This window comes from Sphingomonas naasensis (assembly GCF_004792695.1).
In the GTDB taxonomy this organism is placed as follows: domain Bacteria; phylum Pseudomonadota; class Alphaproteobacteria; order Sphingomonadales; family Sphingomonadaceae; genus Sphingomonas; species Sphingomonas naasensis.
This window is the reverse complement of record NZ_SRXU01000008.1, coordinates 49,991-75,191: the sequence shown is the minus strand read 5'-3', so window position 1 is coordinate 75,191 and position 25,201 is coordinate 49,991. Positions and strand designations below refer to the sequence as shown.

Below are 25,201 nucleotides of genomic sequence, written 5' to 3'. Positions count from 1 at the left end.
GTGGCGACCTGGATCCGGCAGCGGCCTACGGGCTGGTTCACCCTCATCGCGGTGCTGTTGGTAGCGTGGGGGCTGCTGGGCTGCCTCTCGCTCTATCTGCACATCGCCTATGGCCCCGACATCGATCCGGCCGCCACCGATTGGGACCGCGCCTTCTACGCCGCACTGCCGGCGTGGCTGAACGCGGTCTATGCCGTCGCGGTGGGCACGGGGCTGCTCGGCTCGATCGCGCTGCTGATGCGCTCGCGGCTCGCCCGGCCGCTCTATCTCGTCTCGCTGATCGCGGTGATCGTCCAGTTCGGCACTCTCTTCCTCACCACCGACCTCATCGCGCACAAGGGCGTGGTCGTCGCCACCGGCTTCCCGATCTTCATCGCGCTGATGGCGGTCTTCCAGATCTGGTTCGCAGGGTACGCCCAGCGCCGCGGCTGGCTCGGTTGAGCTGAGGGCGCCTCCGCTGGCGCCCGCGACCGCGCGGCGCTAGACAGCGGCCATGTCCACCTACACGCTCGATACCGGCACCAGCCGCGCCAATCCCACGCCCGCGCCGATGAAGCGGCTGACCATCCCCGCGATCCGCAACCGCAAGGGCAAGGATCCGGTAGTGATGCTGACGGCATACACCACGCGGATGGCGCAGCTGCTCGATCCGCATTGCGACGTGCTGCTCGTCGGCGACAGTCTCGGCCAGGTGATCTACGGCCTGCCTTCGACCCTGCCGGTGACGCTCGACATGATGATCGCGCACGGCGCCGCGGTGGTGCGCGGCAGCTGGCATTCGGTGGTGATCGTCGACATGCCCTTCGGCAGCTACGAGGCGAGCCCCGAGCGCGCCTTCGAATCGGCCGCGCGCGTGCTCGCCGAAACCGGCGCGGCCGGCGTGAAGCTCGAAGGCGGCACCGCGATGGCGCCGGTGGTCGAGTTCCTCACCCGCCGGGGGATTCCGGTGATGGGCCATATCGGGCTCACCCCCCAGGCAGTGAACGCCCTCGGCGGCTATGGCGCGCGCGGCCGCAGCAATGCCGAACATGCCAGCATCCTCGACGATGCCCGTGCGATCGCCGATGCCGGCGCGTTCGGCATCGTCGCCGAGGGTGTGGTCGAGGGGCTCGCCAACGAGATCACCGCCGCGGTGCCGGTTCCGGTGATCGGCATCGGCGCCTCGGCGCAATGCGACGGGCAGGTGCTGGTGACCGAAGACATGCTCGGCCTGTTCGAGCGCACCCCGCGCTTCGTGAAGCGCTACGACGATCTCGCCGGCCGCATTTCCGCCGCGGTTGCTACCTATGCCGCCGAAGTCCGGTCGCGGGACTTTCCGGGCGCAGAACAAGTCTATCCGGCGCGCGACTGAGCCGCTAGCGAGCACGCTTCCTTTAGGCAGTGCCCGCGGCTAAGGTCCGCGGCCGCACGACCACCCATGGAGTCAATTTTGGCGCTTCCTCCCTCCGGCATCACTGACGAAGCCTTTCTGCGCGAAGTCGACGAGGAGTATCGCCGCGACCAGGCGGCGCAGATCTTCCGGCGCTATGGCCGGCTGATCATCGGCCTCGTCGTGGTCGGGCTGATCGCGCTCGCCGGCTGGCTCTATTGGCAGCATCACAGCCAGAGCACCGCCGGCCGTCAGGGCGAGGAATTCGACGCGGCGATGCGGCTGGTCGAGCAGGGCCAGGCCGACAAGGCGATGCCCGCGCTCGACAAGATCGCCACCGGCGGCAACCCCGGCTTCGCCGCGATGGCGCGGATCAGCCAGGGCAATCTGCTGCTCCAGAAGAATGACGCCAAAGGTGCTGCCGCCAAGTTCGCGGAAGTCGCCGGCAACAGCAAATTCCCGCAGCCGGTTCGCGATCTCGCGCTGATCCGCCAGACCGCCGCCGAGTTCGACAGCCTCAAGCCGCAGGTCGTGATCGACCGGCTGAAGGGGCTGACCAATCCCAATTCGCCATGGCTCGGCACCGCCGGCGAGCTTGTCGCCGCGGCATATCTCAAGGCAGGCAACCGTGCGGAGGCCGGCCGGCTCTACGGACAGATCGCGCAGGGCGGCGAGAAGGTGCCCCAATCGATACGTCAACGCGCGGTTCAGCTGGCCGGCGTACTCGGTGTCGACGCGATCGATCAGTCGAAGGAAACCAAGGCTCAATGAACAACAAGGTGAGGGTGGCTGCTGCTCTCGCGGCGCTCGCGATGGTGAGCGGCTGCGGGATCTTCAAAGGCAGCGGCAAGAAGACGCCCGTGCTCGGCGAGCGCGTGCCGATCCTCGTCTCGGAGAGCGATGTCGTCGCCGACAAGTCGCTCGCCGGAGTCGAGGTGCTGCTTCCCGAGGCCGCGGCCAATGACGGCTGGCGCCAGCCGGGCGGCAACGCCGCCAAGTCGATGGGCCATCTCGCGCTCGCGGCGAGCCCGTCGCGGATCTGGTCGAAGGACATCGCCAAGCCGTCCAAGAAGGAGCGGCTCGCAGCTGCGCCGGTCGTGTCCGAGAACAAGCTGTTTGTGATCGACACCGATGGCGTCGTCCACGCGCTGGCCGCCGACACCGGCGCCGAGCTGTGGCGCGCGAGCACCGCCAACGAGGACGGCAACAAGGGCGCGCGCTTCGGCGGCGGCGTCAGCGTCGAGGGCGAGCGCGCCTTCGCGACCAATGGTCTCGGCGATGTCGTCGCGCTCAACACCGCCGATGGCGCGGTGGTCTGGCGCAAGCGCCCCGGCGGTCCGCTGCGCGGCGCGCCGACGCTGGCCAATGGCCAGGCCTATGTCGTGACGCAGGACAACCAGCTCTTCGCGCTCAATCAGGAAACCGGCGAAGTCGCGTGGACGGTCTCGGCCAGCCTCGAATCGCAGGGCGTGTTCGGCGTCGCCGCGCCCGCCTCGGCGCAGGGCACCGTCGTCGCGGGCTTCTCGTCGGGCGAGCTCAACGCCTATCGCTACGAGAATGGCCGTTCGCTGTGGGACGTGGTGCTCTCGCGCACTTCGATGTCGACCTCGGTCTCGTCGCTGTCGGACATCGATGCCGAGCCGGTGATCGATCAGGGCCGCGTCTATGCGATCGGGCAGGGCGGCCGCATGGTCGCGATGGACATCGCCAGCGGCAATCCGCTCTGGGAGCAGAGCATCGCCGGCATCTCGACGCCTTGGGCGGCGGGCGAATGGCTGTTCGTCGTCACCGATGACGCGCGTCTGCTCGCGATCGCGCGCGGCACCGGCAAGATCCGCTGGATCTCGCAGCTGCGCCGCTACCGCAACGAGAAGAAGTCGAAGAACCCGATCAGCTGGGTCGGCCCCGTTCTCGCCGGCGGCCGCCTCGTGCTCGGCAACAGCGAAGGCGAGATCGTCTTCGCCTCGGCGGCCGACGGCAGCGTGAGCGGAACGATGGACACCAAGGAGTCGATCTCGCTCCCGCTCGTCGTCGCCAACAACACGCTCTACGTCCTCGACGACAAGGGCCGGCTGTCGGCGTATCGCTGAGTACCTTCCCCTCCCTGCAAGGGAGGGGCTAGGGGTGGGTTAGTAACGGGCGGGGCTCGATGCCCCGCCCGTTACTTTGTTTATACCGCCCGATGAGTCTATTAGGCGCGCAGACGCGCGCACCCACCCCCAGCCCCCCCTGCAAGCAGGGAGGGGAGTGAGTAAAACAATGCCCCTTCCCACCGTCGCCATCATCGGACGCCCGAATGTCGGCAAGTCGACGCTGTTCAACCGGCTGGTCGGCAAGCGTCTCGCGCTGGTCGACGACCAGCCCGGCGTCACGCGTGACCGTCGCGAGGGCGAGGCGAACCTGCTCGGCCTCGAATTTCGGGTGATGGACACCGCCGGCTATGAGGACGAGGACGCCGCGACGCTCCCCGGCCGGATGCGCGCGCAGACCGAGGCGGCGGTGCGCGAGGCCGATGTCTCGCTGTTCCTGATCGATGCCCGCGCCGGGGTGACGCCGCTCGACGAAGAGATCGCCCGCTGGCTGCGCAGCACCGATCGCCCGGTGGTGCTGATGGCCAACAAGGCCGAGGGCAGGGCAGGCGAGTCGGGCATCCTCGAGGCGATGGCGCTCGGCCTCGGCGATCCGATCCCCTTCTCGGCCGAGCATGGCGAGGGCGTCGTCGATCTGTTCGAGGCGCTGCTCCCGCATGTCGAGCGCGACGAGGAGGAAGCGCCCGAGGACGACGAATCGCCCGATGCGCCGCTCAAGCTCGCGATCGTCGGGCGCCCCAATGCCGGCAAGTCGACTCTGGTCAATCGGCTGCTCGGCGAGGAGCGGATGATCACCGGTCCGGAGGCCGGGATCACGCGCGATTCGATCTCGGTCGATTGGGAGTGGGAGGATTTCGAGGGCGGCATGCGCAAGGTCCGCCTGATCGACACCGCGGGGCTGCGCAAAAAGGCCCGTGTCGAGGAGAAGCTCGAAAAGCTCTCGGTGATGGACACGCTGCGCGCGATCGACTTTGCCGAGGTCGTCGTGCTGCTGCTCGACGCCACCCGCGGGCTTGAGGTGCAGGACCTCAAGATCGCCGATCGCGTCCTCCAGGAAGGCCGCGCGCTGATCATCGTGATGAACAAATGGGACGTGGCCGAAGAGGCTTCGAGCCTGTTCAACGGCGTCAAGAAGGCGCTCGACGAGGGGCTGGCGCAGGTCAAGGGCGTGCCGTTGCTCACTGTCTCGGCGGTGACCGGCAAGGGCCTCGACACGATGATGAAGGTCGCCTTCGAGACCCGCGACGCGTGGTCGCGCCGCGTCTCGACCGGCCAGCTCAATCGCTGGTTCGAGCGCGCGCTCGAAGCCAATCCGCCCCCCGCGCCCGGCGGCAAGCGGATCAAGCCGCGCTACGTCACCCAGAACAAGAGCCGTCCGCCCAGCTTCGTGCTGTTCGGCACCCGCGTCGATCTGCTGCCGGTCAGCTATCAGCGCTATCTGATCAACGGGCTGCGCAAGGAATTCGATTTCGGCGCCGTCCCTGTCCGCCTGTCGCTGCGCGCGCCCAGGAACCCGTTCGACCGCGACAAGGGCAAATAGCGAGATTCCTCCCCCTTGGCGGGGGCGGTTTGGAGCCACGCGATGCCCTCCGGAAACCTCCCGGCATCATCCATCAACGCCCTGTTTACGTTCCCCGCTTATCATCGCGGCGTACCGTCGGGGGTATGCAACGGGGTATGGACGTGACGATCGGCAATGATCCGCTGGTGAACTGGGAAAGCTTCCAGCAGGCACGCTCGGAGCTCGGCGCGAATTTCGTGCGGATCCTCGGCTATTTCCGCGAGGACGGCATCAAGTCGGTCGACCGGATCGAGGACGCGATGCGTGGCCACAATGCCACGGCGATGGTGATCCCCGCGCATACGCTCAAGGGCGAATCGCGCCAGTTCGGCGCCGATCCGCTGTCCGAGGTGGCCGAGACGATCGAGATGATCGCGCGCGGCTGCATCGAGCGCCGCGAGACGCCGACCGAGGCGCTCGAGCACGTCGTCAAGCTGCGCCCGCTGTTCGAGACCACGCTCGACATGCTCGAGCGCGAAGCCAACCCGCTGGTCGCGCGCAAGCCCGCCGCGGCATTCGGACGCCGCCCGGTTCTCTGACCTTCTGAAAGGGTATGTGCTCCGGCGAAGGCCGGAGCCATGGGTTCAGGCCGTCTCGCTTGCTGCCACTGCTCCGGCCTTCGCCGGAGCACTGCAGGGAGATTCTAGCTCGCTTCCTCGGCCTTGCTGTTGAGCTGGATGTAGTTCTCCAGCCCCATCCGTGCGATCATGTCGAACTGGCGCTCGAGCGTGTCGACATGCTCTTCCTCGCTCTCGAGGATGTCGGTGAACAGGTCGCGGCTGACATAGTCGCGCACCGCTTCGCAATGCGGGATGGCTTCCTTGAGCACCGCGATCGCCTCGACCTCGACCGCGAGATCGGCGCGGAGAATCTCCTCGACGGTCTCGCCGATGCGCAGCCGGCCGAGCAGCTGGAAATTGGGCAGGCCTTCGAGGAACAGGATGCGCTCGGCCAGCCGGTCGGCGTGCTTCATCTCGTCGATCGATTCGTGGCGCTCGAGCTCGGCGAGCTTCCGGATGCCCCAATTGTCGAGCAGCCGGTAATGCAGCCAATATTGGTTGATCGCGGTGAGCTCGTTCTTGAGCACCTCGTTGAGATAGTCGAGGACCTTGGCGTCGCCCTTCATGGCTGTCTTCCCTGTGTTTGCAGGGATGCCATAGCGCCAAAAAGCCGCGCCGAAAACCGCAGAAATCCGCGGTTTTTCTAGTTGAGAACGCTACGCAGCCGCGCGTTCGTCGTTGATGATCTCGCGCGCGAACGGCACGCATTGGCCGCATTTGGCGCTGCGCCCGAGCGCACGATAGGCCTGGCAGGCGCTGGTCGCGCCGTCGCGCGCCGCGGCACGCACATCATTCTCACGAATTGCATTGCAAACGCAGACGACCATGAAACCCTCACGCCTCGATGGTCCGGATGTACGGCTAATGAGAGCGATTCGCAAGGGTATTGCGAAGCATTCGCAGTTATACGGAGGCCGGTCCGCGTAACTTTTGCAAACTTCCGCGCGCCAGACTCCGCCACAACCATTCGAACGGCCCGAATCGGAAGCGCGCGAGCCAAGGCTTGGACCAGAACAGCATCGCTGCCCAGAGCGCCGCCACCACCGGATAGAGCTGCCAGCGCGAGAGCTGGCCGAACCAGCCCAGCCCATAGCCATAGAACAGCGCGGTGCAGATCAGGCTGGTCGCGAGATAGTTGGTGAACGCCATCCGTCCCGCCGCCGCCAGCCGCGTGGTGAGCGCGCCGCCCGGCCGCGCCAGCAGCAGGATCAGGCACACCCAGCCGGCGATCATCGCCGGGCGCAGCGGCACCGGCAGCGTCCAGCCCGCCCAGGCCATCGCCGACAGGCTGAATTGCGCGCCGACGATCCATCCCGCCAGCGCGAGCCAGGCGGGCAGGGTGACGCCCCAGCAGACCAGCAGCCAGCGCCGATAGCGTGCCCGCGGCCATTCGCCGCGCAGCATCCCGCTGCGCAGCCCCGCCATGCCGAACAGCATATAGGCGAGCGTCTCGGGTCCATAGACCCATAGCAGCATGAGCGGCGACAAGCCGTGCGCGACGAGCCGCGCCTGCAGGATGCCGCCATAGCCGCCGCGATGGATCGCGATCTCGCGCGCGATGTCGGTGGCGGGCGGCACGCCCATCAGCTGGATGATCGCCGGGAGGTCGCGGCCCTCCTGCACGGCGATCGGGAAGCCCGCGAAGAGCAGCGTCGTCGCCGCGATCAGCGCCAGCCCGAGCCCCAGCATCCGCTCGACGGGCAAGTCGCGCAGGCCGAAGGCCAACATGCCGATCATCGCATAATGCGCGAGGATGTCGCCCTCCCAGACCAGCCAGAGATGCGCGAAGCCGAAGACGAGCAGCCAGAACATGCGGCGATAATGGACTGCGGCGGCGCTCTCGCCCCTGGCTTCGGCGCGCTCGATCACGAGCAGCATCGAGGCACCGAACAGGAACGAGAACAGCCCGCGCATCCGGCCGTCGAACAACACGAAGTTGACTGCCCAGGCGGCGAGGTCGGCGCCGTGCCAGCCGCCCCAGGCGCGCGGATTGAGATAGGCCGCCTGCGGCAATCCGAAGCTGAGGATGTTGAGCAGCAGGATGCCGAGCACCGCGACGCCGCGGATCAGGTCGAGCGAGGCGAGCCGCGCAGACGGGCTGGGGTCGGCGGGCAGGGCGGCCTCGGGCATCGCCCCGCGCTACAGCCAGCTGGCGATCTGCTCCAGCGACTTCTTCTCGAGCGCGTGCGCCGGGATCGTCGCGTCGTCGGCGGGATAGCCGGCGACGATCACCATCACCGGCTTCTCATGGTCCGGGCGCCGGCACACGCGATTGAGGAAGCGCATCGGGTTCGGGGTGTGGACGAGCGACGCCACCCCGGCCTCGTGCAGGGTGGCGAGCAGCAGCCCGCAGGCGAGGCCGACGCTTTCGGTGACATAGTAATTCTGCTTGAGGTCGTCCGGGTCGGGCCCGCCGCGGCGCTGGGCGAAGACCACGATCAGCCACGGCGCGGTCTCGAGATAGGGTTTGTCGGCGCCGGTGCCGAGCGGCCACAGCGCCTCGAGCCACTCGCTGCCGGCACGGCCGTCATAGAAAGCGCGCTCTTCTTCCTCGGCGGCGATGCGGATGGCGCATTTGGCCTCGGGGGAGGAGACCACGGCGAAATGCCAGGGCTGGCGGTTGGCGCCGCTCGGCGCGGTCCCCGCCGCGGCGAGCGCGGCTTCGATCACTTCGCGCGGCACCGGATCCTCGCGGAACGCGCGGCAGCTCCGCCGCGTGCGCAGCGCGTCGGCGAACGCCCGCGCCCGCGCGATGCGTTCGGCATCGGCAAGTTCGGGATAAGGCTGCCAGGGAAAGGCCTCGGGATCGGGCATCGTGCAGATCGTGCACAATCCACGGCGAAAAGCGAGTCAGGGCTTATGCGGTGGGTCGGTGAAACGATTTTCCTTGCGGATCACCAGCTTGAGGCCCGACCAGATATCGTCGACCGCGCAGACTTTGATGTCGACAAGGCCCGTCGGCAGCGCGATTTCGCGGATGACGTTCTCGGTCATGTCGGTGTCGGTCTTTGCCGCCTTTTTGGGCCACGAGACCCAGATGAAGCCGTTCGGCGCCATCAGCGGCTGGAGCGCGGCGAGCTCGCGTTCGAACCGCGCGCGTTCGGTGACGAACAAATGCGCGCATTGCAGCCCGTCCGAAGCGGTCGGCTGCTCCTCGATCTGCGCGCCTACGGGGTCGATCTCGGCGCGCACGCTCTCGGGCATGTTGTGGAACCAGCAGCGCATGCCGCGCTTCAGGCCCAGCTTGTCGGCGAGCGGCGTTGCTGAATAGCCTGCGGTCATCGGCGTGGCCTCCGGTCGCTCACCTTAGACGCAATTGCCGCGGGGGGAAGGGGTACGCGCACACCGCTGTCGATCAGCGCAGCTTTGTGCCCGGCGAAAGCCGGAGCCCCGGGTTTTGCCGGCCCGCGCGCCGCCGACGCTCCGGCCTTCGCCGGAACACTGCGCCTTCGGTTTTACGCCAGCGCCGCGTCCTCGCCCATCAGCGCGGGGAAGAAACCTTCATGCGCCGCGCGCAGATCGGCGAGCGAGACGGTCCAGTCGCCCTCGTCGAGCTCGAAGATGATCCGGTCCTTGATCGTCCGGCCAAGGTGATCGGCGGGGACGTCGGCCTTGTGCGCCGCGACCATGAAGTCGGCGAGGCACGAATCGCAGACGGTTACGATGTAGAGCCCCTGATCCTCGCCGAACAGCGAGCCGGCGATGCCGAAAGGCTGCGGTTCGTTGACCAAGGCGCCGATCCCCGAGGCGAGCGCCATCTCGGCGACCGCCACGGCAAGCCCGCCGTCGGAGACGTCATGGCATGCGGTGATCGCGCCGCTGGCGATCTGCTCGCGGATGAAGTCGCCGGTGCGGCGCTCGGCGGCGAGATCGACGGGGGGCGGGGGGCCGTCCTCGCGGCCGTGGATTTCGCGCAGCCAGATCGACTGGCCGAGATCGCCGCCGCGCTCGCCGATCGTCAGGATCGTGTCGCCGACGCCCTTGAAGGCGATCGTGCAGCTGGTCGAATAGTCCGCGAGCAGGCCGAGCCCGCCGATCGCCGGGGTCGGCAGGATCGCCGAGCCGCCGCCGGTCGCCTTGCTCTCGTTGTAGAGCGAGACGTTGCCCGAGACGATCGGGAAGTCGAGCGCGCGGCAGGCGTCGCTCATGCCCTCGAGGCAGCCGACGATCTGGCCCATGATCTCGGGGCGCTGCGGGTTGGCGAAGTTGAGGCAGTTGGTCACCGCGAGCGGATTGGCGCCGACCGAGGTCAGGTTGCGCCACGCTTCGGCCACCGCCTGCTTGCCGCCCTCGACCGGGTCGGCGAAGCAATAGCGCGGGGTGCAATCGGTGGTGATCGCGAGGCCCTTTTGCGTGCCGTGGACGCGGACCACCGCGGCGTCGCCGCCCGGGCGCTGGACGGTATCGGCGCCGACCATGTGGTCATATTGCTCCCAGATCCAGCGCCGGCTGGCGATGTCGGGCGAGCCCATCAGCTTGATCAGGTCCGCGGCCGGATCCTTGCTCTCGGGCACGTCGGTCAGCGCCGCGCGCTTCGGCGTCGGCACGTGCGGACGCTCGTAGAGCGGGGCTTCGTCGGCGAGCGGGGCGAGCGGAATGTCGGCGACGATGTCGCCCTTCCATTTGAGCACCATCCGGCCGGTGTCGGTGACATGGCCGATCACCGCAAAATCGAGCTCCCATTTGCGGAAGATCGCCTCGGCGAAGTCCTCGCGGCCGGGCTTGAGCACCATGAGCATCCGCTCCTGGCTCTCGCTCAGCATCATCTCGTACGGCGTCATGCCGGTCTCGCGCTGCGGCACGTCGTCCATGATCAGCTCGATGCCGACGCCGCCCTTCGACGCCATCTCGACCGAGGACGAAGTCAGCCCCGCGGCGCCCATGTCCTGGATCGCGACGATCGCGTCCGATGCCATCAGCTCGAGGCACGCCTCGATCAGGAGCTTCTCGGTGAAGGGATCGCCGACCTGGACGGTGGGGCGCTTCTCCTCCGAATCCTCGCCGAAATCGGCCGAGGCCATCGTCGCGCCATGGATGCCGTCGCGGCCGGTCTTGGAGCCGACATAGACGATCGGATTGCCGACGCCCGAGGCGGCCGAGTAGAAGATCTTGTCGGTCTGGGCGACGCCGACGGTCATCGCGTTGACGAGGATATTGCCGTCATAGGCCGGGTGGAAGTTCACTTCGCCGCCGACGGTCGGCACGCCGACGCAATTGCCGTAGCCGCCGATGCCGTGGACCACGCCGGCGATCAGATGGCGCATCCTGGGATGATCGGGCCGGCCGAAGCGCAGCGCGTTCATGTTCGCCACCGGTCGTGCGCCCATCGTGAACACGTCGCGCAGGATGCCGCCGACGCCGGTCGCCGCGCCCTGATAGGGCTCGATGTACGACGGGTGGTTGTGGCTCTCCATCTTGAAGATCGCCGCCTGGCCGTCGCCGATGTCGACCACGCCGGCATTCTCGCCGGGGCCGCAGATCACCTGCGGGCCGGTGGTCGGCAGCTTCTTCAAATGGATGCGGCTCGATTTGTAGCTGCAATGCTCGGACCACATCACGCTGAAGATGCCCAGCTCGGTCAGATTGGGCTCGCGCCCCATCGCGTGCAGGACGCGATCATATTCCTCGGGGGACAGGCCGTGCTCGGCGACGATCTCGGGCGTGATTCCGGTCATGCGCGCAGCCCTTAGCGGCGGGGGCGCGGCACGGCTAGTGGGCCGATACCCGAAGTCACGCCAGCGGCGGGAAGATATCGGCGGCCGCGTGGTTCTCGGGCTCGGTCGTCGCGCGCATCCCGTCGGCGGTTAGGTGCGGTGGTGTGGCGGACGCGGTGCAGCGCCTGACCGATCTTTCCGGGAGGTGACGACGAAAGTGAGCGAGTCGCCGGCCGTCTTCCAGTCCCTCCATCGGGCTGCGCCTGACACCTCCCCTTGCCGGGGAGGCCAAGGGCCTCACAAAATTTCGCGCACCTTCTCCGGCGGGCGCCCCAGCCGCACGCCCTTCTCGGTCACCACCAGTGGCCGTTCGATCAGGATCGGGTTCGCCGCCATCGCGTCGAGGATCGCGTCGTCGTCGGCGCCCTTGAGCGGCTTGGCGGCGTCCTCGGCGATGCGCAGCCCCTCGCGCGCGGTCATGCCGGCGCGCTGATACAGGTCCTTGAGCGTCTCGCGCGATGGCGGAGTCTTGAGATATTCGACGATCTCGACCTCGACGCCCGACGTCTCGTTGAGGATCGCCAGTGCCTCGCGCGACTTGGAGCAGCGAGGGTTGTGGTAGATCGTCGCCTTCACTTCGCCTCCTCCTTGCGCCACTCGGCGAGCGCGGCGCGATATTCTTCCGAACCCCTGATCCGGGAGAGATAAGTGATCGGCCGCTTGCTCTTCCAGGGCTGACCCTCGCCGCCATAACCGCCCCGCGAGCCGCAGGTCGATTGGCAGCTCCCGTCATGATCGTCGAGGTGGAGCCACCGGCCGTTGCGGGACAGCGTCATATGGCAGCCTTCGACACGGCTTCCTGCCGGCGCGACATAATCGAGCGCGTCGCCTTTTGCCCGCGCGATGCCGGAAAGCCCGCAGCTATGGCCGTTGGCGAAGTTCAGGCGCAGGTTGAAATAGGCGTGGCGCGCATCGACCGGCACGATCTCGACCACGTCGTCGCTCCAATATTTGTCGCCCTCGACCGTCGCGTTCTCGAAATGGGTGCTGTAGCGGCCGGCCAGCGTCTTGACGGGATCGAGCGGGGCGGCGGCGATCGTCGTCGCGCCCGCCGCGATTCCCGGCAACAGCCGGCCAAGCCCCATCAGCCCGCTGCGTCCTGCTTCGCCAGCCATTCTTCCAGCCACTTGATCGTATAGTCGCCCTTCTGGAACTCGGGGTCGTCGAGCAGCGCCTGGTGCAGCGGGATCGTCGTCTTGACGCCTTCGATCACGAACTCCTCGAGTGCGCGCCGCAGCCGCATGATGCAGCCCTGCCGGGTGCGGCCATAGACGATCAGCTTGGCGATCATCGAGTCATAGTAAGGCGGGATCTTGTAGCCCGAATAGATGCCGCTATCGACGCGGACGTGCATCCCGCCCGGGGCGTGGAAATGCACGATCTTGCCCGGCGAGGGCGCGAAGGTCCGCGGGTCTTCGGCGTTGATCCGGCATTCGATCGCGTGGCCGCGAAACTCGATGTCGTCCTGCTTCACCGACAGGCCATGGCCCTCTGCGACCCGGATCTGCTCGCGGACGAGATCGAGCCCGGTGATCATCTCGGTCACCGGATGCTCGACCTGCAGCCGGGTGTTCATCTCGATGAAGTAGAATTCGCCGTCTTCCCACAGGAACTCGATCGTGCCGGCGCCGCGATAGCCCATATCGGCCATCGCCTTGGCGACGATGCCGCCCATCCGTGCGCGCTCCTCGGGCGTGATCACCGGCGAGAGCGCTTCCTCGAGCACTTTCTGGTGGCGGCGCTGGAGCGAGCAGTCGCGCTCGCCGAGATGGATCGCATTGCCCTCGCCGTCGCCGAACACCTGGAATTCGATGTGGCGCGGATTGCCGAGATATTTTTCGAGATAGACGGTGGCGTCGCCGAACGCAGCCTTGGCCTCGCTGCCCGCCTGCAGCATCTGCGCTTCGAGATCGGCCGGGTTGTGCACGACCTTCATGCCGCGCCCGCCGCCGCCCGATGCAGCCTTGATGATCACCGGATAGCCGGCCTTCTCGGCGATGCGCTTGGCTTCGTCGATATCGCTGATCGCGCCGTCCGAGCCGGGGACGAGCGGCAGGCCGAGCGCGCCCGCGGTGCGCTTCGCCTCGATCTTGTCGCCCATCGTGCGGATATGCTCGGGCTTGGGCCCGACGAAGAGCAGCCCGTGCGCCTCGACGATCTCGGCGAACTGGGCGTTCTCCGAAAGGAAGCCATAGCCCGGATGGATCGCGTCGGCGCCCGAGATCTCGGCAGCCGAGATGATCCGGGGGATGTTTAGATAGCTCTCCGCCGCGGCGGGCGGCCCGATGCAGATCGCCTCGTCGGCGAGCCGCACATGCATCGCGTCGGCGTCGGCGGTGGAATGCACCGCGACGGTCTTGATCCCCATCTCGTGGCAGGCACGGTGGATGCGGAGCGCGATCTCGCCGCGATTGGCGATCAGCAGCTTCTTGATCTCGGGCATGTCTGTTTTCCTAGGCGGCACCAGCCCACTCCCCCATCCGGCCACCCAGCGCCGATATCCTGTGGGTGGCCGGGTGGGGGAGCGGGCTGGTGCGGCTCCAAATCAAAAGTGCTTACTCGACGACCACGAGCGGCTGATCGAACTCCACCGGCTGGCCGTTCTCGACGAGCACCGCCTTGACCGTTCCGGCGGCGGGCGCCTGGATCGGGTTCATCACCTTCATCGCCTCGATGATCAGCAGCGTGTCGCCCGCGGCGACCTTGTCGCCGACCGCGACGAACACCTTCGCCTCGGGATTGGGCTTGAGATAGGCGGTGCCGACCATCGGCGATTTGACGGCGTTCGCGGCGATCGCGGGCGCGCCGGCTTCGGCGGCGGCAGGCGCGGCGACGGGGGCCGCCGCGGCGGCTGCGGCAGGGGCCGCATATTGCACGGCGGGCGCGGCGGTGACGGTGCGCGCGACGCGCACGCGGCGTTCGCCGTCCTCGACCTCGATCTCGGTGAGCTGGGTATCGTCGAGCACTGCGGCGAGCTGGCGCACCAGCTCGATGTCCACGTGCATTGCCCCTTGTTTCTTATCTTCGGCCATTGCGACCCTTTATCCGATGAAAGCGCGGGCTCATGTCAGAGTCGCGCCGCGGCTTCAAGCGCAAGCATGTACGACAGCGCTCCGAAGCCCGCGATGGTTCCGCGTGCGGCGCGACCGACATAGGAACGATGCCGGAATTCCTCGCGCGCATGCGGGTTGGAAAGGTGGACCTCGATCACCGGCGTCGTGATGCTCTTCACGGCATCGTGCAACGCGATCGAGGTGTGCGTGTACCCGCCCGGATTGAGGATCACGGCTTTCGCGCCCCGGGCCTGCGCCTCGTGCAGCCAGTCGATCAGATGCCCCTCATGGTTCGATTGGCGCATGTCGATTGCGAGGTCGAGCGCCTGCGCGCGATCCTCGAGCTGCCCGGCGATATCGTCGAGCGTGTCCGAGCCATAGATCTCCGGCTCGCGCAGCCCCAGCAGGTTGAGGTTGGGGCCGTTGAGGACGAAGATCGTATCGGTCAAGACTCGGGTCCGATGATAGTTACGCTGGCGGCATGGCCATAGCGGGTCGGGGCGCCGAGCGCAAAACGGCGATGGCCACACCAACGTTGGACATCGCCGCCGCGGCGCCTAAATGGGCCGCGACGGAGAATTTGATGGCGCACACGGACGGAACGGTCAGCATAATTGTCAATGGCGAGCACAAGCGGATCACCGCGGGGCTCACGCTGCTCCAGCTCGCCGGGGAGCTCGGCCTCGTGCCCGAGAAGATCGCGGTCGAGCGCAACCTCGAAGTGGTGCCGCGCTCGACGCTCGGGCAGGTGATCGTCGACGATGGCGACGAGCTCGAGATCGTCCATTTCGTCGGCGGCGGCGATCATGCCCGGCCGCTCGGCGACGACAGCTGGAGCGTCGCCGGCAAGACCTTCCGCTCGCGCCTCATCGTCGGCACCGGCAAGTACAAGGATTTCGCGCAGAACGCCGCCGCGGTCGAGGCGTCGGGCGCCGAGATCGTCACCGTCGCGGTGCGCCGGGTGAACGTGTCCGATCCGAACGCGCCGATGCTCACCGACTATATCGATCCGAAGAAGATCACGTATCTGCCCAACACCGCGGGTTGCTTCGATGCCGAGTCGGCGATCCGCACCTTGCGGCTGGCGCGCGAGGCGGGGGGCTGGGAGCTGGTCAAGCTCGAGGTGCTCGGCGAGGCGCGGACGCTGTATCCCGACATGGTCGAGACGCTGCGGGCGACCGAGGTCCTCGCCAAAGAGGGCTTCAAGCCGATGGTCTATTGCGTCGACGATCCGATCGCGGCGAAGCGGCTCGAGGATGTCGGCGCGGTGGCGATCATGCCGCTCGGCGCGCCGATCGGCTCTGGGCTCGGCATCCAGAACCAGGTGACGATCCGGCTGATCGTCGAGGGCGCCAGCGTGCCGGTGCTGGTCGATGCCGGAGTCGGCTCGGCCTCCGATGCGGCGGTGGCGATGGAGCTGGGCTGCGACGGCGTGCTGATGAACACGGCGATCGCCGAGGCGAAGGATCCGATCCTGATGGCCGCGGCGATGAAGGCGGCGGTCGAGGCGGGCAGGCTCTCCTATCGCGCCGGGCGCATGGGCAAGCGCCGCTATGCCGATCCGTCGAGCCCGCTGGCGGGGCTGATCTGAATGCGCCGGTTGCTGGTTCTGGCGGCCCTGACGCTGACCGGTTGCGGCGGACCGAAGGTCGTGTTCGAAAATTCGACCACGGTGCCCGAGCACGTCAACAACACGGCCGAAACCGATGCGGGCCGCTAATCGTATAGCCGCATTGATGGCGGCGTTTGCGGTCGCCGGATGCAATCCGTCGCCTCAGGCTTCGGCGCCGGTCAATGCCGGGCCGATCTCCGCCGAACCCGCGACGCTTACCGCGGCCGACGGGGTCAAGGTCACCGGCGTCTATACTAGAGCGACCAACCCTAAGGCGCTGATCCTGCTGTTCCATCAGGCCGAGTCGGGCAAGGACGAATATGCCCTGATCGCGCCGCGGCTCGCACAGGCGGGCTATTCGTCGCTGCGGATCGATCAGCGCGCCGGCGGGGCGATGTTCGGCGCCAATGCGACGGTGCAGGCGCTCGGCCATGCGACGGGTTATCTCGAGGCGCGGCCGGACCTCGAAGCGGCGCTCGCCTGGGCAAAGGACAAGAAATTGCCGGTCGTCCTGTGGGGCAGCAGCTATTCGGCGTCGCTCGCCTTCCTCGTCGCCGCCGATCACCCTGATGCGGTGCGCGCAGTGATGGCCTTCTCGCCCGGCGAATATTTCGACGACAAGACGCTGGTGGCGAAAGCGGCGGCGAAGGTGAAGGCGCCGGTGTTCGTCACTTCGGCGCAGGACGGCCATGAGATCGATGCGGCCCGCGCGATCCTCGATGCGGTGCCGTCTTCGGACAAGCAGCAATTCGTGCCCAAGCTTGGCGGTGTCCATGGGTCCTCGACTTTGCTCCGCGCCAGGAACCCCGAAGGCGCCGAACCGGCGTGGAAGGCCGTGATGGCGTTTCTCGCGGGCGTCACCAAGGGCTGAGCGCGCTCAACCGCGCTTGCGCGCCAGCCAGATCGCCCGTCCGCCGGCCGCCTCGTCGTGCGGCGCGAACGCCATTTCGATCAGCCCGTGCTCGGCGAACAGCGCACGATAGTCCGCCGGGGCGAGGCTGGCATGATAGAGTTCCTCGCCGAACTGGCAGCCGATGCTCTCGTCAAGCGCCGAGCCGCTGTTGAACAGCAGGGCGCCGCCGGGCTCGAGCCAGTCGGCGGCCTTGATCAGCAGCGCGGCCTGCTCCTCGGGGCGCAGATGGAACAGGCTGTCCCATGCGATCACGCCGTGGAAGCGCGTCTCGAGTTCCAGACTACGCATATCGGCGCGGATCCAGTGGTGGCGGGCGAAGCGGGTGCGCGCAAGCGCGATCATCCGCTCGGAGACGTCAACGCCGGTCAGCTGGCGCTCGCGGTCGATCAGATAGCGCGCGATCGGCTCGCCCGCGCCGCAGCCGAGATCGAGGACATTGCCGCCTTTGGGCACGCCGAGCAGAAAGCGATCGAGCCAGCCCTTCTCGACGAAATTCTGGCGGCGCGCTTCGTCGAACGCGTGGGCATTGCGCTCATAATGCTCGGCAATCCGGTCGGGCATTGCAGGAACCCCGCCGGCTGCGAACCGTTGTTGGGATGCACGCTAGTACAGGGCGCAACTACGCGCCGGTTCGCGGCCAGGAGTTTGAAATCATGGGTGAACTCGTCGACAAGATCAAGGGCAACCTCAACGAGGCGGCAGGCAAGATCAAGCAGGAGAGCGACAACCCGGACACCCGCGACGAGGGTGCCGCGCAGGAGCTCAAGGGCAAGGGCCAGCAGTTCGCCGGCAAGGTCAAGGGCGCGCTCGGCGACGATATCTGACGTCGCCCGGATCGCTAGAGGAGGAACGGGGCGGTCTCACGCGAGGCCGCCCCGTTTCGCGTCAATCGGGCCCGTTTCGCATCAATCGGGGACGTAGAACGACCAGAGGCCGCTCGGCAGCTTGCTCGCCGCGAAGCGCACCGGGCGGTGCGATCCGCCGATCTCGCAGACCATATAGGATTGCATCTGCACCGGCTCGAGCGGGTTGGGCAGGTTCACCGTCTTGCTGCCCAGCCAGCGCCATTGCTGCTGCCACACCTTCACGCCGGAAATCGCGAGCTGATCGCCTTCCCTGCCGATGTGTGCCGTCTTCCAACCCATGTCATTCTCCTCGCCCTCATTATAGAGGTCCGAGGCGGGTCAGCGGTCGCGGATCGCGCTGATTGTCGTGCCCGGGGTGATGAATTCGACATCGGTCCTGAGATGGAGCAGCCGCACGCCGGTCTCGGCCAGCGCACGCGCCAATGCGGGGGCGAAGTCCGCGGTCCGCTCCACCGTCTCGGCCCAGCAGCCATAGGCCCGGCCGAGCGCGGCGAAATCCGGATTGTGCAGCTTGGTGCCCGATAGCCGCGCGGGATATTCGCGCTCCTGATGCATGCGGATCGTGCCGTATGCGCCATTGTCGATGATCAGCACGACGATGTCGGCGCCGTGCTGCACGGCGGTGGCCAGCTCCTGCCCGTTCATCATGAAATCGCCGTCGCCGGCGAGCGCGACCACTTGCCGCTCCGGCGCGCGCAGCTTGGCCGCAATCGCCGCGGGGACGCCATAGCCCATCGCGCCGGCGGTCGGTGCGAGCTGCGAGGGCTGGGGGCCGTAGCGCCAATAGCGGTGCCACCACGCCGAGAAATTGCCCGCGCCGTTGCAGATGATCGTATCCGCCGGCATCGCCTCGCGCATCGCCGCGACGCATTGGCCGAGATCGAGCGCGACGCCGTCGCGCGGTGCCGGGGTCGACCAGTCGAGCCATTCGGCATGGGCTTCGGCGCCGGCGCAGCGCGGCGCGACGGTCCAGTCGATCCGCGAGGTCGCGTTGGCGAAACCCTGCATGTCGGCGCAGATCGCCAGATCGGTGCGGAAGACGCGCTCGAGCTCGTTCGGGTCGGGGTGGACATGGACCAGCGTCTGCCCCGGATGGTCGGGGGTGATCAGCGCATAGCCGTCGGTGGTCGCCTCGCCGAGCCGCGCGCCGACCGCGATGATCAGGTCGGCGTTCTTGATCCGCGCCACCAGCCGCGGATTGGGGCCATAGCCGAGATTGCCCGCGAACACGGGGCACTCCTGGGGAAGCGCGTCCTGCCGCCGAAAGGCGCTCGCCACCGGCAGCCCGACGCGCGCCGCGAAGGTCGCGAACGCCGCGCCCGCCGCGGGCGTCCAGCCGGCGCCGCCGACGATCGCGATCGGGCGCTCGGCGTCGCCGACCATCTCGGCCAGCGCCTGCATCGCGCGGCGGTCGGGCGCCTGCGCGATTCGTGGCAGCGGCGGCCGGTCGAGCGCCTCGACCTCGTCGCACAGCATGTCCTCGGGCAGCGCGATCACCACCGGTCCCGGCCGGCCGCTGGTCGCGACATTCCACGCCCGCGCGACATATTCGGGGATCCGCGCCGCATCCTCGATCCGCGTCGCCCATTTGGCGAGCGGGGCGAACATCGCCGGGAAATCGACCTCCTGAAAGCCTTCGCGGTCGCGCATGCCGCGGTCGACATCGCCGATGAACAGCAGCATCGGCTGCGAATCCTGCATCGCGACATGGACGCCGATCGAGGCGTTGGTCGCCCCCGGCCCGCGCGTGACGAAGGCGACGCCCGGCCGCCCGGTCATCGCCCCGTCGGCGCAGGCCATGAAGCCGACGCCGCCCTCCTGCCGGCACGTGACGAGGTCGATCTCGGGCGTGTCGTGCAGCGCGTCGAGCACGGCGAGGAAGCTCTCGCCCGGCACGTGGAAGATGCGGTCGCAGCCTTGCGCGACCAGATTGTCGACGAGGATCCGGCCCCCGGTTCGTTTCGCGGTCATGCCGCCTGTCTAGCCCGAGGTCCGCGCCCGGCGTAACCCCCCGTGCGCGCTTCGGTCATGCCGCGCCGGAATGGCGGCTCAGCTCGCCCACTCGGCGCGGAGCTGGTCCTCGCTGCCGTTGAAATGATTATAGTCGATCGCGCCGCCGGTGTTGCCGGGGATGCCCGGCACGGTCGATTTCTTCTCGGCATATTGCCACAGCCAATAGCTCGGCCAGCTCTTCTGGACGTGCGCGCTGGGATTGTATTCGGCGAGCCACAGCCGGTGCGCGCCCCAGAAGGGGTCGATGCGATCGCCGAGCTTCTCCTTGATCAGATGCCCGCTGTAGAGCACCGCGCGCCGCCCGAGCTTCTCGTGGATCCGCTCGAGAAACTCGCGCGCCTGATCGAAGCTCATCTGGAACTTGGCGTCGATCTCGTAATCGAGCGCGACGAGCGTGTTCTCGTCGGGCTGCGCCTTCATCAGGAAATTGTCGACCTGCGCCGCGACCGGCGCGTTGGTGCCCCAGTGATAGGCGCCCCAGAGCAGCCCCGCGGCCTCGGCGACGCCGCGGCGGTCGCTATAGGCCTTGTCCTTGCCGGTCTGGCCGGTGGTCGCCTTGTGGATGATCCCGCGCACGCCCGCGGCGCGCGCCTCGGCGAAGCTGTTGACGACATTGGCGTGATAGATGTCGATCACCACCGGGATGCGCGGCGCCTCGGCCGAGGTCGCGATCGGCGTCCGCGGTGCGGCGGGGGGGGGGGCGGGGGCCGGCAACGGCGCCGGCAACGGCGTGGGCAGGGGTGTCGGCAGCGGTGCCGTGCCGGCGGCGAAGGGCGTCAGCGGCCCGACGCCGCCCGCCCAGACATAGGCATTCTCGTCGAGTTTGTACCACAAAGGATTGCCGTCGACCGAGAGCCCCGCGACGATCGCCTGGACGTTGATCGTCGTGCCGGCGAGCAGCTTGCGGAGCACCGGCGCGTCGGTGGTCGCGGCGCCCTGGCGCAGATTGACCTTGGCGGTGGTGGTGACCTGACCCGAGATCAGGATTTGCGGGTGCTGCGGCATGGCTCAACCCACCGCGTCGTCGGAGGTCGGGCCGGTCACCGCGGGCGCTGCCGCCGCCGCGTTGGGATCGGGCAGCGCGGGCGTGGCGGCGGCGGGCGTCGCCACGCCGATCGCCTCCTGACCGGCCGGTGTTCCCGGCGCGGCGTTCACCCGGCTCATAAAGCCTTCGATGAAATCCGCGCCCGAATAGCCGGCGCCGAGCAGCGCGACGATCTGCGCCGATGCGATCGCGTGGATGTCGGTGATCAGGCTCACGCTCGCCAGCGATCCCGCGATCGCGCCGATCACTAGCGAGGTCACCATCCGGCTCGGGTCGATCGCCTGCGATACCGAGGTGCTGGTATTGCTAACCGCGTCGTTGACCTTTTTGAGGCCGACGATCGCGCGAATAGCCTGGCCCAGCGCGCCGATCATCGCGCCGAGGCCAAGAAGCTGCATCCAGGTTGTTGCGTCGAGTGTCGTTTGCACAGTTCAGCCCCCTCTGCCGACTGTCGAGTCTCTACTTGGGAGGATTGCATAGATGCGCGGGAATGCAAGCGATGTTCTTGCATCCGTGCGGTGGCGCGATGCCGATGCCGGCTTCGCGGCACAAAAAAAGGGGCCGCGCGGCAATGCCGCACGGCCCCTTCGCATCGTCCGCCGGATTAGAAGCGGAAGCCGATCCCGGCGACGACCTGGTCGCGGTTCAGCTCGGCGTCGTCGTAGCGCGAATAGCGATACTCGACCTTGCCGTAGAACTTGCCGAAGCTGCGCTCGACGCCCGCGCCGAGGCGGTAGCCGTCGAAATTCTCGCCGGTGCCGGCAAAGCTGACGCGGGCATTGGTGTAGCCGCCCTTGCCGTAGACGAGGATCGCGCCGGGAACGACGAAGCCCGCGCGCACGCCGGCATAAAGGTCACGGCCGGCGCTGACGTCCGCGCGCTCGGTGGTCGAGCCGGTGATCTCGGCGTCCGCGCCGATCACCACATTGCCCAGCTGCTGGTCATAGCCGATCGCGCCGCCATAGGCGAAGCCCGACTCACCGTCGCCAAGGCCACCGACATGGTCCCAGCCGGCCACGACTTCGGCGCGCGGGCCGGTGAAGCTGCCATCCTGAGCGAAAGCGGGGGTTGCCGTCGCTGCCACCAGGGCGAGCGCCGTCGTTGCGAGAATACGCATTGTGATTCCTACTTTTAGATTTGGTACTTCAGGTTCGGATGGCCATCCGAGCGCCGAGATAGGCTTCCATTTCGCAGGTGCAATATGGCAATTTAATTACGGTTATCGGTGTGACTCTTCTGCCACAGGGTCAGATTCGTACAAAAGTTGAAAGTCGGTTCAGGTTCGCTTGACCGGCTGGCGGGCGCGGGATTATCGCCGCGCGAGGTCAGGAGAGAATCGCGCATGAAGAAGCTCTATCCCAACGCCGAGGCAGCGCTGGAAGGGCTGCTATTCGACGGCATGACGTTGTGCGCTGGCGGCTTCGGCCTGTGCGGCATCCCCGAACGGCTGATCGATGCGGTCCAGGCCGCGGGCGTCCGGGATCTCACCATCGCCTCGAACAATGCCGGGATCGACAATGAAGGCCTCGGCAAGCTGCTGCGCAGCCGTCAGGTCAGGAAGATGATCTCCTCCTATGTCGGCGAGAACAAGGAGTTCGAGCGGCAGTATCTGAGCGGCGAGCTCGAGGTCGAGTTCTGCCCGCAGGGCACGCTGGCCGAGCGCTGCCGCGCGGGCGGCGCGGGCATTCCCGGCTTCTACACCAGGACCGGCGTCGGCACGCAGGTCGCCGAGGGCAAGGAGGTCAAGACGTTCGACGGCGAGGACTATATCCTCGAACGCGGCATCCGCGCCGATCTGTCGATCATCAAGGGCTGGAAGGCCGATGAGAGCGGCAACCTGATCTTCCGCAAGACCGCGCGCAACTTCAACCAGCCGATGGCCACCGCGGGCAAGGTCTGCGTCGCCGAGGTCGAGGAAGTCGTGCCGGTCGGCAGCCTCGATCCCGATCAGATCCATCTGCCGGGCATCTATGTGAAGCGGCTGATCGTCGGCGCGCCGTACGACAAGAAGATCGAGTTCCGCACCACGCGTCCGCGCCCGGAGGCGGAGGCGGCGTGATCCTCGCGCGGCTTCCTGCCGGCCTCGGCGTCGCCGGGGCGGGCGCGCTGCTGCTCTCGGGCTGCGTCGCCGCGGTGGTCGCCGCGCCGCTCGCCGCGGGGGCGGGCGTCGCCCGATCGGCGCAGAACGGCCCGGCGAAGCGGGAGCGCAAGCGCGCGCAGCAGGCCGCGCCGAGGCCGGGGCAGATCATCACCGCGCCCGACGGCAGAAAGCTCCAGGTCACCGGCCTCACGGCATTGCCGCCGCCCGACGGCACCCGCGCGCCCGCCGCGCCAACGGCCGCTGCACCCGCGGGGATGCAATATCTCTACGGCTCGGGTGAGGCGGCCGCGCTCAGCATCCAGGCGTGGCAGGCGCTGTGGACCTATCTCAGGAACGAGATCGGCTATCGCCGCGACAAGTCCGGGGTGCGCTCGGTGGCGCTCGCACCCGGCTCGACGCTCGACAATCCGCGCTTCGAGGCTTGCGGCAAGCGCCCGATGGCGGTGGTGCTCGACATCGACGAGACCGTGCTGCTCAACCTCGGCTATGAGCGCGACGAGGCGATGCGCGGTGCGGGCGGCTATGACGCGGCGCGCTGGAGCCGCTGGGAAGCGACCGGCGCCGACAAGGTCGCCGCCGTCCCCGGCGCGGCCGAGGCGCTCGCCGCGGCGCGGCGCGAAGGCTTCACCGTGATCTTCAATTCGAACCGCTCGGTCGCCACCGCCGCGCAGACCGCCGCCGCGCTCGACCATGCCGGGCTCGGCCCTGCCGATCTGTTCGACACTTTGTGGCTGCGCGGCGAAGGCGAGCCGGGCGGCAAGGACGCGCGCCGCGCGAAGATCGCCCAGCGCTATTGCATCGTCGCGATGGCGGGCGATCAGCTCGGCGATTTCAGCGATCTGTTCAACGCGCCCGACGCCGCGGTGGCCGCGCGGCGCAACAGCGTCGGCGGCACCTTGCTCGCGCCGCTCTGGGGCGCCGGCTGGTTCATGCTGCCCAACCCCGTCTACGGCACCGGCCTCAAGGGCGGCGTCGACGAGATATTCCCGCCTGAAAGCCACTGGGCGGACCCGCAGGAGAAGAAGTAGATGCCCTGGACCCGTGACGAAATGGCCGCGCGCGCGGCGAAGGAGCTGCGGGACGGCTTCTACGTCAATCTCGGCATCGGCATTCCCACGCTCGTCGCCAATCACATCCCCGAAGGCGTCGAGGTCACGCTCCAGTCGGAGAACGGCATGCTCGGCATCGGTCCGTTTCCCTATGACGACGAAGTCGATCCGGATCTGATCAACGCGGGCAAGCAGACGATCTCGGAGCTGCCGAGCTCGGTCTATTTCTCGTCGTCGGACAGCTTCGCGATGATCCGCGGCGGGCATATCGATCTGACCGTGCTCGGCGCGATGGAAGTCAGCGAGAAGGGCGACATCGCCAACTGGATGATTCCCGGCAAGATGATCAAGGGCATGGGCGGGGCGATGGACCTCGTCGCCGGGGTCAAGAAGATCATCGTGGTGATGGAGCACAATTCCAAGGCGGGCGATCCCAAGTTCATCCCCGAATGCACGCTGCCGCTCACCGGCAGGAACGTCGTCGACATGATCATCACCGATCTCGCGGTGTTCCAGCGGCCCGATCACGACAGCCCGTTCAGGCTGATCGAAGTCGCGCCGGGCGTGGGCGAGGACGAAGTCGCGGCGAAGACCACGGCACGGTACACGCGTTGACGGCGAGGCCGCGCGGCGGGTTCCGCAGCCTCGGCTCGAGAAAGCTGGCGCGGCTCGGCCTGATCGGCGACGAGGTCGTCGTCCGGCTCGACGGCGATCAGCTGGTGCTGACCGGCGCCGACGGCGGGACGCTCGCCATCCCGGCGGCGGCGGTCGATCGGCTGCGGCATTTCGGCACCGAGCTGGTGCACGAGCTTCCGGAGAACATTCCGCCGACGTTCGAAGTGAAGATCTGGTGGGGCGGCCGGCGCGCGCCGGTGTTCCTCACCCCCTTCGCCGATCACAAGGCCTATGGCGCGGTGATCGGCGGCTTCGCCGAGCGCGTCGCGGCGTGGCGCGGAATCGATCGGCTGATGGTCGGGCCGGGCTATACCACTGCGATCGTCAATCTGCTGATCGTCGTGCCGCCCTGCCTGTTGCTTTTTGGGCTGCTGCTCGCCTTGTCGATCTGGGACAGCGCATGGTGGTGGCTCGCCACGGTCCCGTTGCTCGCGCTGTTCGCCTGGCTCGGCGGTCGCAACATCGTGTCGCGCTGGCCGCGGCGGGTCGCCAGCATCGCGGCGTTCAAGACGCATCTGCCCTGAGGCGCGCGGGGGCGCATCGCCCGAATTGACGCTATGCCGGGCGAGGCGTAGCGTCG

Annotated in this window: 31 protein-coding genes; 14 read left to right on the top strand and 17 right to left on the bottom strand. The window is 67.7% G+C overall.

Annotated elements, in window-relative coordinates:
• The 6 genes from E5A74_RS16885 to E5A74_RS16860 all read left to right on the top strand — a co-directional run bounded on the left by E5A74_RS16885 (position 1) and on the right by E5A74_RS16860 (position 5,559).
• Positions 1-441, top strand: coding sequence for a hypothetical protein (locus tag E5A74_RS16885; protein ID WP_240699861.1), 441 nt, complete (start codon positions 1-3; stop codon positions 439-441).
• A 52-nt stretch (positions 442-493) separates the two neighbouring features.
• The gene (gene panB, locus E5A74_RS16880; RefSeq protein ID WP_135986808.1) at positions 494-1,351 is read left to right on the top strand and encodes a 3-methyl-2-oxobutanoate hydroxymethyltransferase; all 858 of its coding nucleotides are present in this window, start codon (positions 494-496) and stop codon (positions 1,349-1,351) included.
• 78 nt (positions 1,352-1,429) lie between these two features.
• Positions 1,430-2,140 carry a tetratricopeptide repeat protein gene (locus E5A74_RS16875; protein WP_135986807.1) on the top strand — a complete coding sequence of 237 codons (711 nt, stop codon included), beginning with the start codon at positions 1,430-1,432 and terminating at the stop codon, positions 2,138-2,140.
• Positions 2,137-3,459 (top strand): outer membrane protein assembly factor BamB family protein, encoded by a 1,323-nt coding sequence (locus E5A74_RS16870; RefSeq protein WP_135986806.1) that lies wholly within the window; start codon positions 2,137-2,139, stop codon positions 3,457-3,459. Before E5A74_RS16875 ends, E5A74_RS16870 begins: the two co-directional genes overlap by 4 nt.
• Before the next feature lie 169 nt (positions 3,460-3,628).
• Positions 3,629-4,999: a ribosome biogenesis GTPase Der gene (der, locus tag E5A74_RS16865; protein WP_135986805.1), complete on the top strand. Its 1,371-nt coding sequence runs from the start codon at positions 3,629-3,631 to the stop codon at positions 4,997-4,999.
• 125 nt (positions 5,000-5,124) lie between these two features.
• Positions 5,125-5,559: an Hpt domain-containing protein gene (locus tag E5A74_RS16860; RefSeq protein ID WP_240699860.1), complete on the top strand. Its 435-nt coding sequence runs from the start codon at positions 5,125-5,127 to the stop codon at positions 5,557-5,559.
• Positions 5,560-5,663: 104 nt separating this feature from the next.
• Here the strand turns inward: E5A74_RS16860 and bfr are convergent, their stop codons facing one another.
• The 11 genes from bfr to aroQ form a co-directional block, all read right to left on the bottom strand.
• Entirely contained in the window at positions 5,664-6,146 is a 483-nt protein-coding gene (gene bfr, locus E5A74_RS16855) for a bacterioferritin (protein WP_135986804.1), read from the bottom strand.
• Positions 6,147-6,236: 90 nt separating this feature from the next.
• Positions 6,237-6,407 (bottom strand): (2Fe-2S)-binding protein, encoded by a 171-nt coding sequence (locus tag E5A74_RS16850; protein ID WP_135986803.1) that lies wholly within the window; start codon positions 6,405-6,407, stop codon positions 6,237-6,239.
• 76 nt (positions 6,408-6,483) lie between these two features.
• Complete coding sequence (locus tag E5A74_RS16845) at positions 6,484-7,710, bottom strand: DUF418 domain-containing protein (RefSeq protein WP_135986802.1); 1,227 nt, start codon at positions 7,708-7,710, stop codon at positions 6,484-6,486.
• 9 nt (positions 7,711-7,719) lie between these two features.
• A complete protein-coding gene (locus E5A74_RS16840) occupies positions 7,720-8,394 on the bottom strand; it encodes a nitroreductase family protein (RefSeq protein ID WP_135986801.1) in 675 nt (224 codons plus the stop codon).
• Between the two features lie 36 nt (positions 8,395-8,430).
• The gene (locus tag E5A74_RS16835) at positions 8,431-8,862 is read right to left on the bottom strand and encodes a DUF3052 family protein (protein WP_135986800.1); all 432 of its coding nucleotides are present in this window, start codon (positions 8,860-8,862) and stop codon (positions 8,431-8,433) included.
• A gap of 173 nt (positions 8,863-9,035) precedes the next feature.
• Positions 9,036-11,255, bottom strand: a complete 2,220-nt coding sequence (gene purL, locus E5A74_RS16830; protein WP_135986799.1) for a phosphoribosylformylglycinamidine synthase subunit PurL — start codon at positions 11,253-11,255, stop codon at positions 9,036-9,038.
• A 276-nt stretch (positions 11,256-11,531) separates the two neighbouring features.
• Positions 11,532-11,870, bottom strand: coding sequence for an arsenate reductase (glutaredoxin) (gene arsC / locus E5A74_RS16825; protein WP_135986798.1), 339 nt, complete (start codon positions 11,868-11,870; stop codon positions 11,532-11,534).
• Positions 11,867-12,409, bottom strand: coding sequence for a hypothetical protein (locus E5A74_RS16820; protein WP_135986797.1), 543 nt, complete (start codon positions 12,407-12,409; stop codon positions 11,867-11,869). Before E5A74_RS16820 ends, arsC begins: the two co-directional genes overlap by 4 nt.
• Complete coding sequence (gene accC, locus E5A74_RS16815) at positions 12,379-13,737, bottom strand: acetyl-CoA carboxylase biotin carboxylase subunit (protein ID WP_135986796.1); 1,359 nt, start codon at positions 13,735-13,737, stop codon at positions 12,379-12,381. Before accC ends, E5A74_RS16820 begins: the two co-directional genes overlap by 31 nt.
• 112 nt (positions 13,738-13,849) lie before the next feature.
• A complete protein-coding gene (gene accB, locus E5A74_RS16810; protein WP_135986795.1) occupies positions 13,850-14,326 on the bottom strand; it encodes an acetyl-CoA carboxylase biotin carboxyl carrier protein in 477 nt (158 codons plus the stop codon).
• Between the two features lie 35 nt (positions 14,327-14,361).
• Complete coding sequence (gene aroQ / locus E5A74_RS16805) at positions 14,362-14,796, bottom strand: type II 3-dehydroquinate dehydratase (RefSeq protein WP_135986794.1); 435 nt, start codon at positions 14,794-14,796, stop codon at positions 14,362-14,364.
• Positions 14,797-14,930: 134 nt separating this feature from the next.
• Between aroQ and thiS the strand changes: the two genes are divergently transcribed.
• From thiS to E5A74_RS16795, 3 genes are read left to right on the top strand one after another with little or no spacing between them, the layout of a single operon-like run.
• Positions 14,931-15,938 carry a sulfur carrier protein ThiS gene (gene thiS, locus E5A74_RS16800; RefSeq protein ID WP_135986793.1) on the top strand — a complete coding sequence of 336 codons (1,008 nt, stop codon included), beginning with the start codon at positions 14,931-14,933 and terminating at the stop codon, positions 15,936-15,938.
• Positions 15,939-16,067, top strand: coding sequence for a hypothetical protein (locus E5A74_RS21380; RefSeq protein ID WP_276469529.1), 129 nt, complete (start codon positions 15,939-15,941; stop codon positions 16,065-16,067). It abuts the gene before it with no gap.
• Between the two features lie 16 nt (positions 16,068-16,083).
• Positions 16,084-16,830, top strand: coding sequence for an alpha/beta hydrolase (locus E5A74_RS16795; protein WP_240699859.1), 747 nt, complete (start codon positions 16,084-16,086; stop codon positions 16,828-16,830).
• A 6-nt stretch (positions 16,831-16,836) separates the two neighbouring features.
• On the opposite strand, the gene E5A74_RS16790 is transcribed toward E5A74_RS16795, so the two are convergent.
• Positions 16,837-17,433 carry a class I SAM-dependent methyltransferase gene (locus tag E5A74_RS16790; protein WP_135986791.1) on the bottom strand — a complete coding sequence of 199 codons (597 nt, stop codon included), beginning with the start codon at positions 17,431-17,433 and terminating at the stop codon, positions 16,837-16,839.
• 92 nt (positions 17,434-17,525) lie between these two features.
• Between E5A74_RS16790 and E5A74_RS16785 the strand changes: the two genes are divergently transcribed.
• Positions 17,526-17,696 carry a CsbD family protein gene (locus E5A74_RS16785; RefSeq protein WP_135986790.1) on the top strand — a complete coding sequence of 57 codons (171 nt, stop codon included), beginning with the start codon at positions 17,526-17,528 and terminating at the stop codon, positions 17,694-17,696.
• An 81-nt stretch (positions 17,697-17,777) separates the two neighbouring features.
• On the opposite strand, the gene E5A74_RS16780 is transcribed toward E5A74_RS16785, so the two are convergent.
• From E5A74_RS16780 to E5A74_RS16760, 5 genes are all read right to left on the bottom strand, one after another.
• Complete coding sequence (locus E5A74_RS16780; RefSeq protein ID WP_135986789.1) at positions 17,778-18,017, bottom strand: hypothetical protein; 240 nt, start codon at positions 18,015-18,017, stop codon at positions 17,778-17,780.
• Between the two features lie 39 nt (positions 18,018-18,056).
• The gene (locus E5A74_RS16775; protein WP_135986788.1) at positions 18,057-19,709 is read right to left on the bottom strand and encodes a thiamine pyrophosphate-binding protein; all 1,653 of its coding nucleotides are present in this window, start codon (positions 19,707-19,709) and stop codon (positions 18,057-18,059) included.
• A gap of 78 nt (positions 19,710-19,787) precedes the next feature.
• A complete protein-coding gene (locus tag E5A74_RS16770) occupies positions 19,788-20,756 on the bottom strand; it encodes a glycoside hydrolase family 25 protein (RefSeq protein WP_135986787.1) in 969 nt (322 codons plus the stop codon).
• Between the two features lie 3 nt (positions 20,757-20,759).
• Positions 20,760-21,194, bottom strand: coding sequence for a hypothetical protein (locus E5A74_RS16765; protein WP_135986786.1), 435 nt, complete (start codon positions 21,192-21,194; stop codon positions 20,760-20,762).
• A 206-nt stretch (positions 21,195-21,400) separates the two neighbouring features.
• A complete protein-coding gene (locus E5A74_RS16760; protein ID WP_135986785.1) occupies positions 21,401-21,913 on the bottom strand; it encodes an outer membrane protein in 513 nt (170 codons plus the stop codon).
• Positions 21,914-22,138: 225 nt separating this feature from the next.
• Between E5A74_RS16760 and E5A74_RS16755 the strand changes: the two genes are divergently transcribed.
• The 4 genes from E5A74_RS16755 to E5A74_RS16740 are packed head-to-tail and all read left to right on the top strand — an operon-like array spanning position 22,139 to position 25,145.
• Complete coding sequence (locus tag E5A74_RS16755) at positions 22,139-22,855, top strand: CoA transferase subunit A (RefSeq protein WP_135986784.1); 717 nt, start codon at positions 22,139-22,141, stop codon at positions 22,853-22,855.
• Complete coding sequence (locus tag E5A74_RS16750; protein WP_240699858.1) at positions 22,852-23,925, top strand: HAD family acid phosphatase; 1,074 nt, start codon at positions 22,852-22,854, stop codon at positions 23,923-23,925. The genes E5A74_RS16755 and E5A74_RS16750 overlap by 4 nt, the downstream gene beginning before the upstream one ends.
• Positions 23,926-24,561, top strand: coding sequence for a 3-oxoacid CoA-transferase subunit B (locus tag E5A74_RS16745; RefSeq protein ID WP_135986783.1), 636 nt, complete (start codon positions 23,926-23,928; stop codon positions 24,559-24,561).
• Positions 24,558-25,145 carry a hypothetical protein gene (locus tag E5A74_RS16740; RefSeq protein WP_135986782.1) on the top strand — a complete coding sequence of 196 codons (588 nt, stop codon included), beginning with the start codon at positions 24,558-24,560 and terminating at the stop codon, positions 25,143-25,145. The genes E5A74_RS16745 and E5A74_RS16740 overlap by 4 nt, the downstream gene beginning before the upstream one ends.
• Positions 25,146-25,201 lie beyond the last annotated feature (56 nt).

Bases quoted from the DNA above. Each gene is read 5' to 3' on its own strand.
- purL (WP_135986799.1), bottom strand. From the start codon at position 11,255: ATGACCGGAATCACGCCCGAGATCGTCGCCGAGCACGGCCTGTCCCCC.
- E5A74_RS16870 (WP_135986806.1), top strand. From the start codon at position 2,137: ATGAACAACAAGGTGAGGGTGGCTGCTGCTCTCGCGGCGCTCGCGATG.
- E5A74_RS16760 (WP_135986785.1), bottom strand. From the start codon at position 21,913: ATGCGTATTCTCGCAACGACGGCGCTCGCCCTGGTGGCAGCGACGGCA.
- E5A74_RS16775 (WP_135986788.1), bottom strand. From the start codon at position 19,709: ATGACCGCGAAACGAACCGGGGGCCGGATCCTCGTCGACAATCTGGTC.
- E5A74_RS16765 (WP_135986786.1), bottom strand. From the start codon at position 21,194: ATGCAGCTTCTTGGCCTCGGCGCGATGATCGGCGCGCTGGGCCAGGCT.
- E5A74_RS16790 (WP_135986791.1), bottom strand. From the start codon at position 17,433: ATGCCCGACCGGATTGCCGAGCATTATGAGCGCAATGCCCACGCGTTC.
- E5A74_RS16845 (WP_135986802.1), bottom strand. From the start codon at position 7,710: ATGCCCGAGGCCGCCCTGCCCGCCGACCCCAGCCCGTCTGCGCGGCTC.
- E5A74_RS16860 (WP_240699860.1), top strand. From the start codon at position 5,125: ATGCAACGGGGTATGGACGTGACGATCGGCAATGATCCGCTGGTGAAC.
- E5A74_RS16785 (WP_135986790.1), top strand. From the start codon at position 17,526: ATGGGTGAACTCGTCGACAAGATCAAGGGCAACCTCAACGAGGCGGCA.
- E5A74_RS16835 (WP_135986800.1), bottom strand. From the start codon at position 8,862: ATGACCGCAGGCTATTCAGCAACGCCGCTCGCCGACAAGCTGGGCCTG.
- der (WP_135986805.1), top strand. From the start codon at position 3,629: ATGCCCCTTCCCACCGTCGCCATCATCGGACGCCCGAATGTCGGCAAG.
- panB (WP_135986808.1), top strand. From the start codon at position 494: ATGTCCACCTACACGCTCGATACCGGCACCAGCCGCGCCAATCCCACG.
- E5A74_RS16850 (WP_135986803.1), bottom strand. From the start codon at position 6,407: ATGGTCGTCTGCGTTTGCAATGCAATTCGTGAGAATGATGTGCGTGCC.
- E5A74_RS16770 (WP_135986787.1), bottom strand. From the start codon at position 20,756: ATGCCGCAGCACCCGCAAATCCTGATCTCGGGTCAGGTCACCACCACC.
- E5A74_RS16755 (WP_135986784.1), top strand. From the start codon at position 22,139: ATGAAGAAGCTCTATCCCAACGCCGAGGCAGCGCTGGAAGGGCTGCTA.
- thiS (WP_135986793.1), top strand. From the start codon at position 14,931: ATGGCGCACACGGACGGAACGGTCAGCATAATTGTCAATGGCGAGCAC.
- E5A74_RS21380 (WP_276469529.1), top strand. From the start codon at position 15,939: ATGCGCCGGTTGCTGGTTCTGGCGGCCCTGACGCTGACCGGTTGCGGC.
- E5A74_RS16795 (WP_240699859.1), top strand. From the start codon at position 16,084: ATGGCGGCGTTTGCGGTCGCCGGATGCAATCCGTCGCCTCAGGCTTCG.
- E5A74_RS16745 (WP_135986783.1), top strand. From the start codon at position 23,926: ATGCCCTGGACCCGTGACGAAATGGCCGCGCGCGCGGCGAAGGAGCTG.
- E5A74_RS16820 (WP_135986797.1), bottom strand. From the start codon at position 12,409: ATGGCTGGCGAAGCAGGACGCAGCGGGCTGATGGGGCTTGGCCGGCTG.
- E5A74_RS16780 (WP_135986789.1), bottom strand. From the start codon at position 18,017: ATGGGTTGGAAGACGGCACACATCGGCAGGGAAGGCGATCAGCTCGCG.
- E5A74_RS16840 (WP_135986801.1), bottom strand. From the start codon at position 8,394: ATGCCCGATCCCGAGGCCTTTCCCTGGCAGCCTTATCCCGAACTTGCC.
- accB (WP_135986795.1), bottom strand. From the start codon at position 14,326: ATGGCCGAAGATAAGAAACAAGGGGCAATGCACGTGGACATCGAGCTG.
- accC (WP_135986796.1), bottom strand. From the start codon at position 13,737: ATGCCCGAGATCAAGAAGCTGCTGATCGCCAATCGCGGCGAGATCGCG.
- bfr (WP_135986804.1), bottom strand. From the start codon at position 6,146: ATGAAGGGCGACGCCAAGGTCCTCGACTATCTCAACGAGGTGCTCAAG.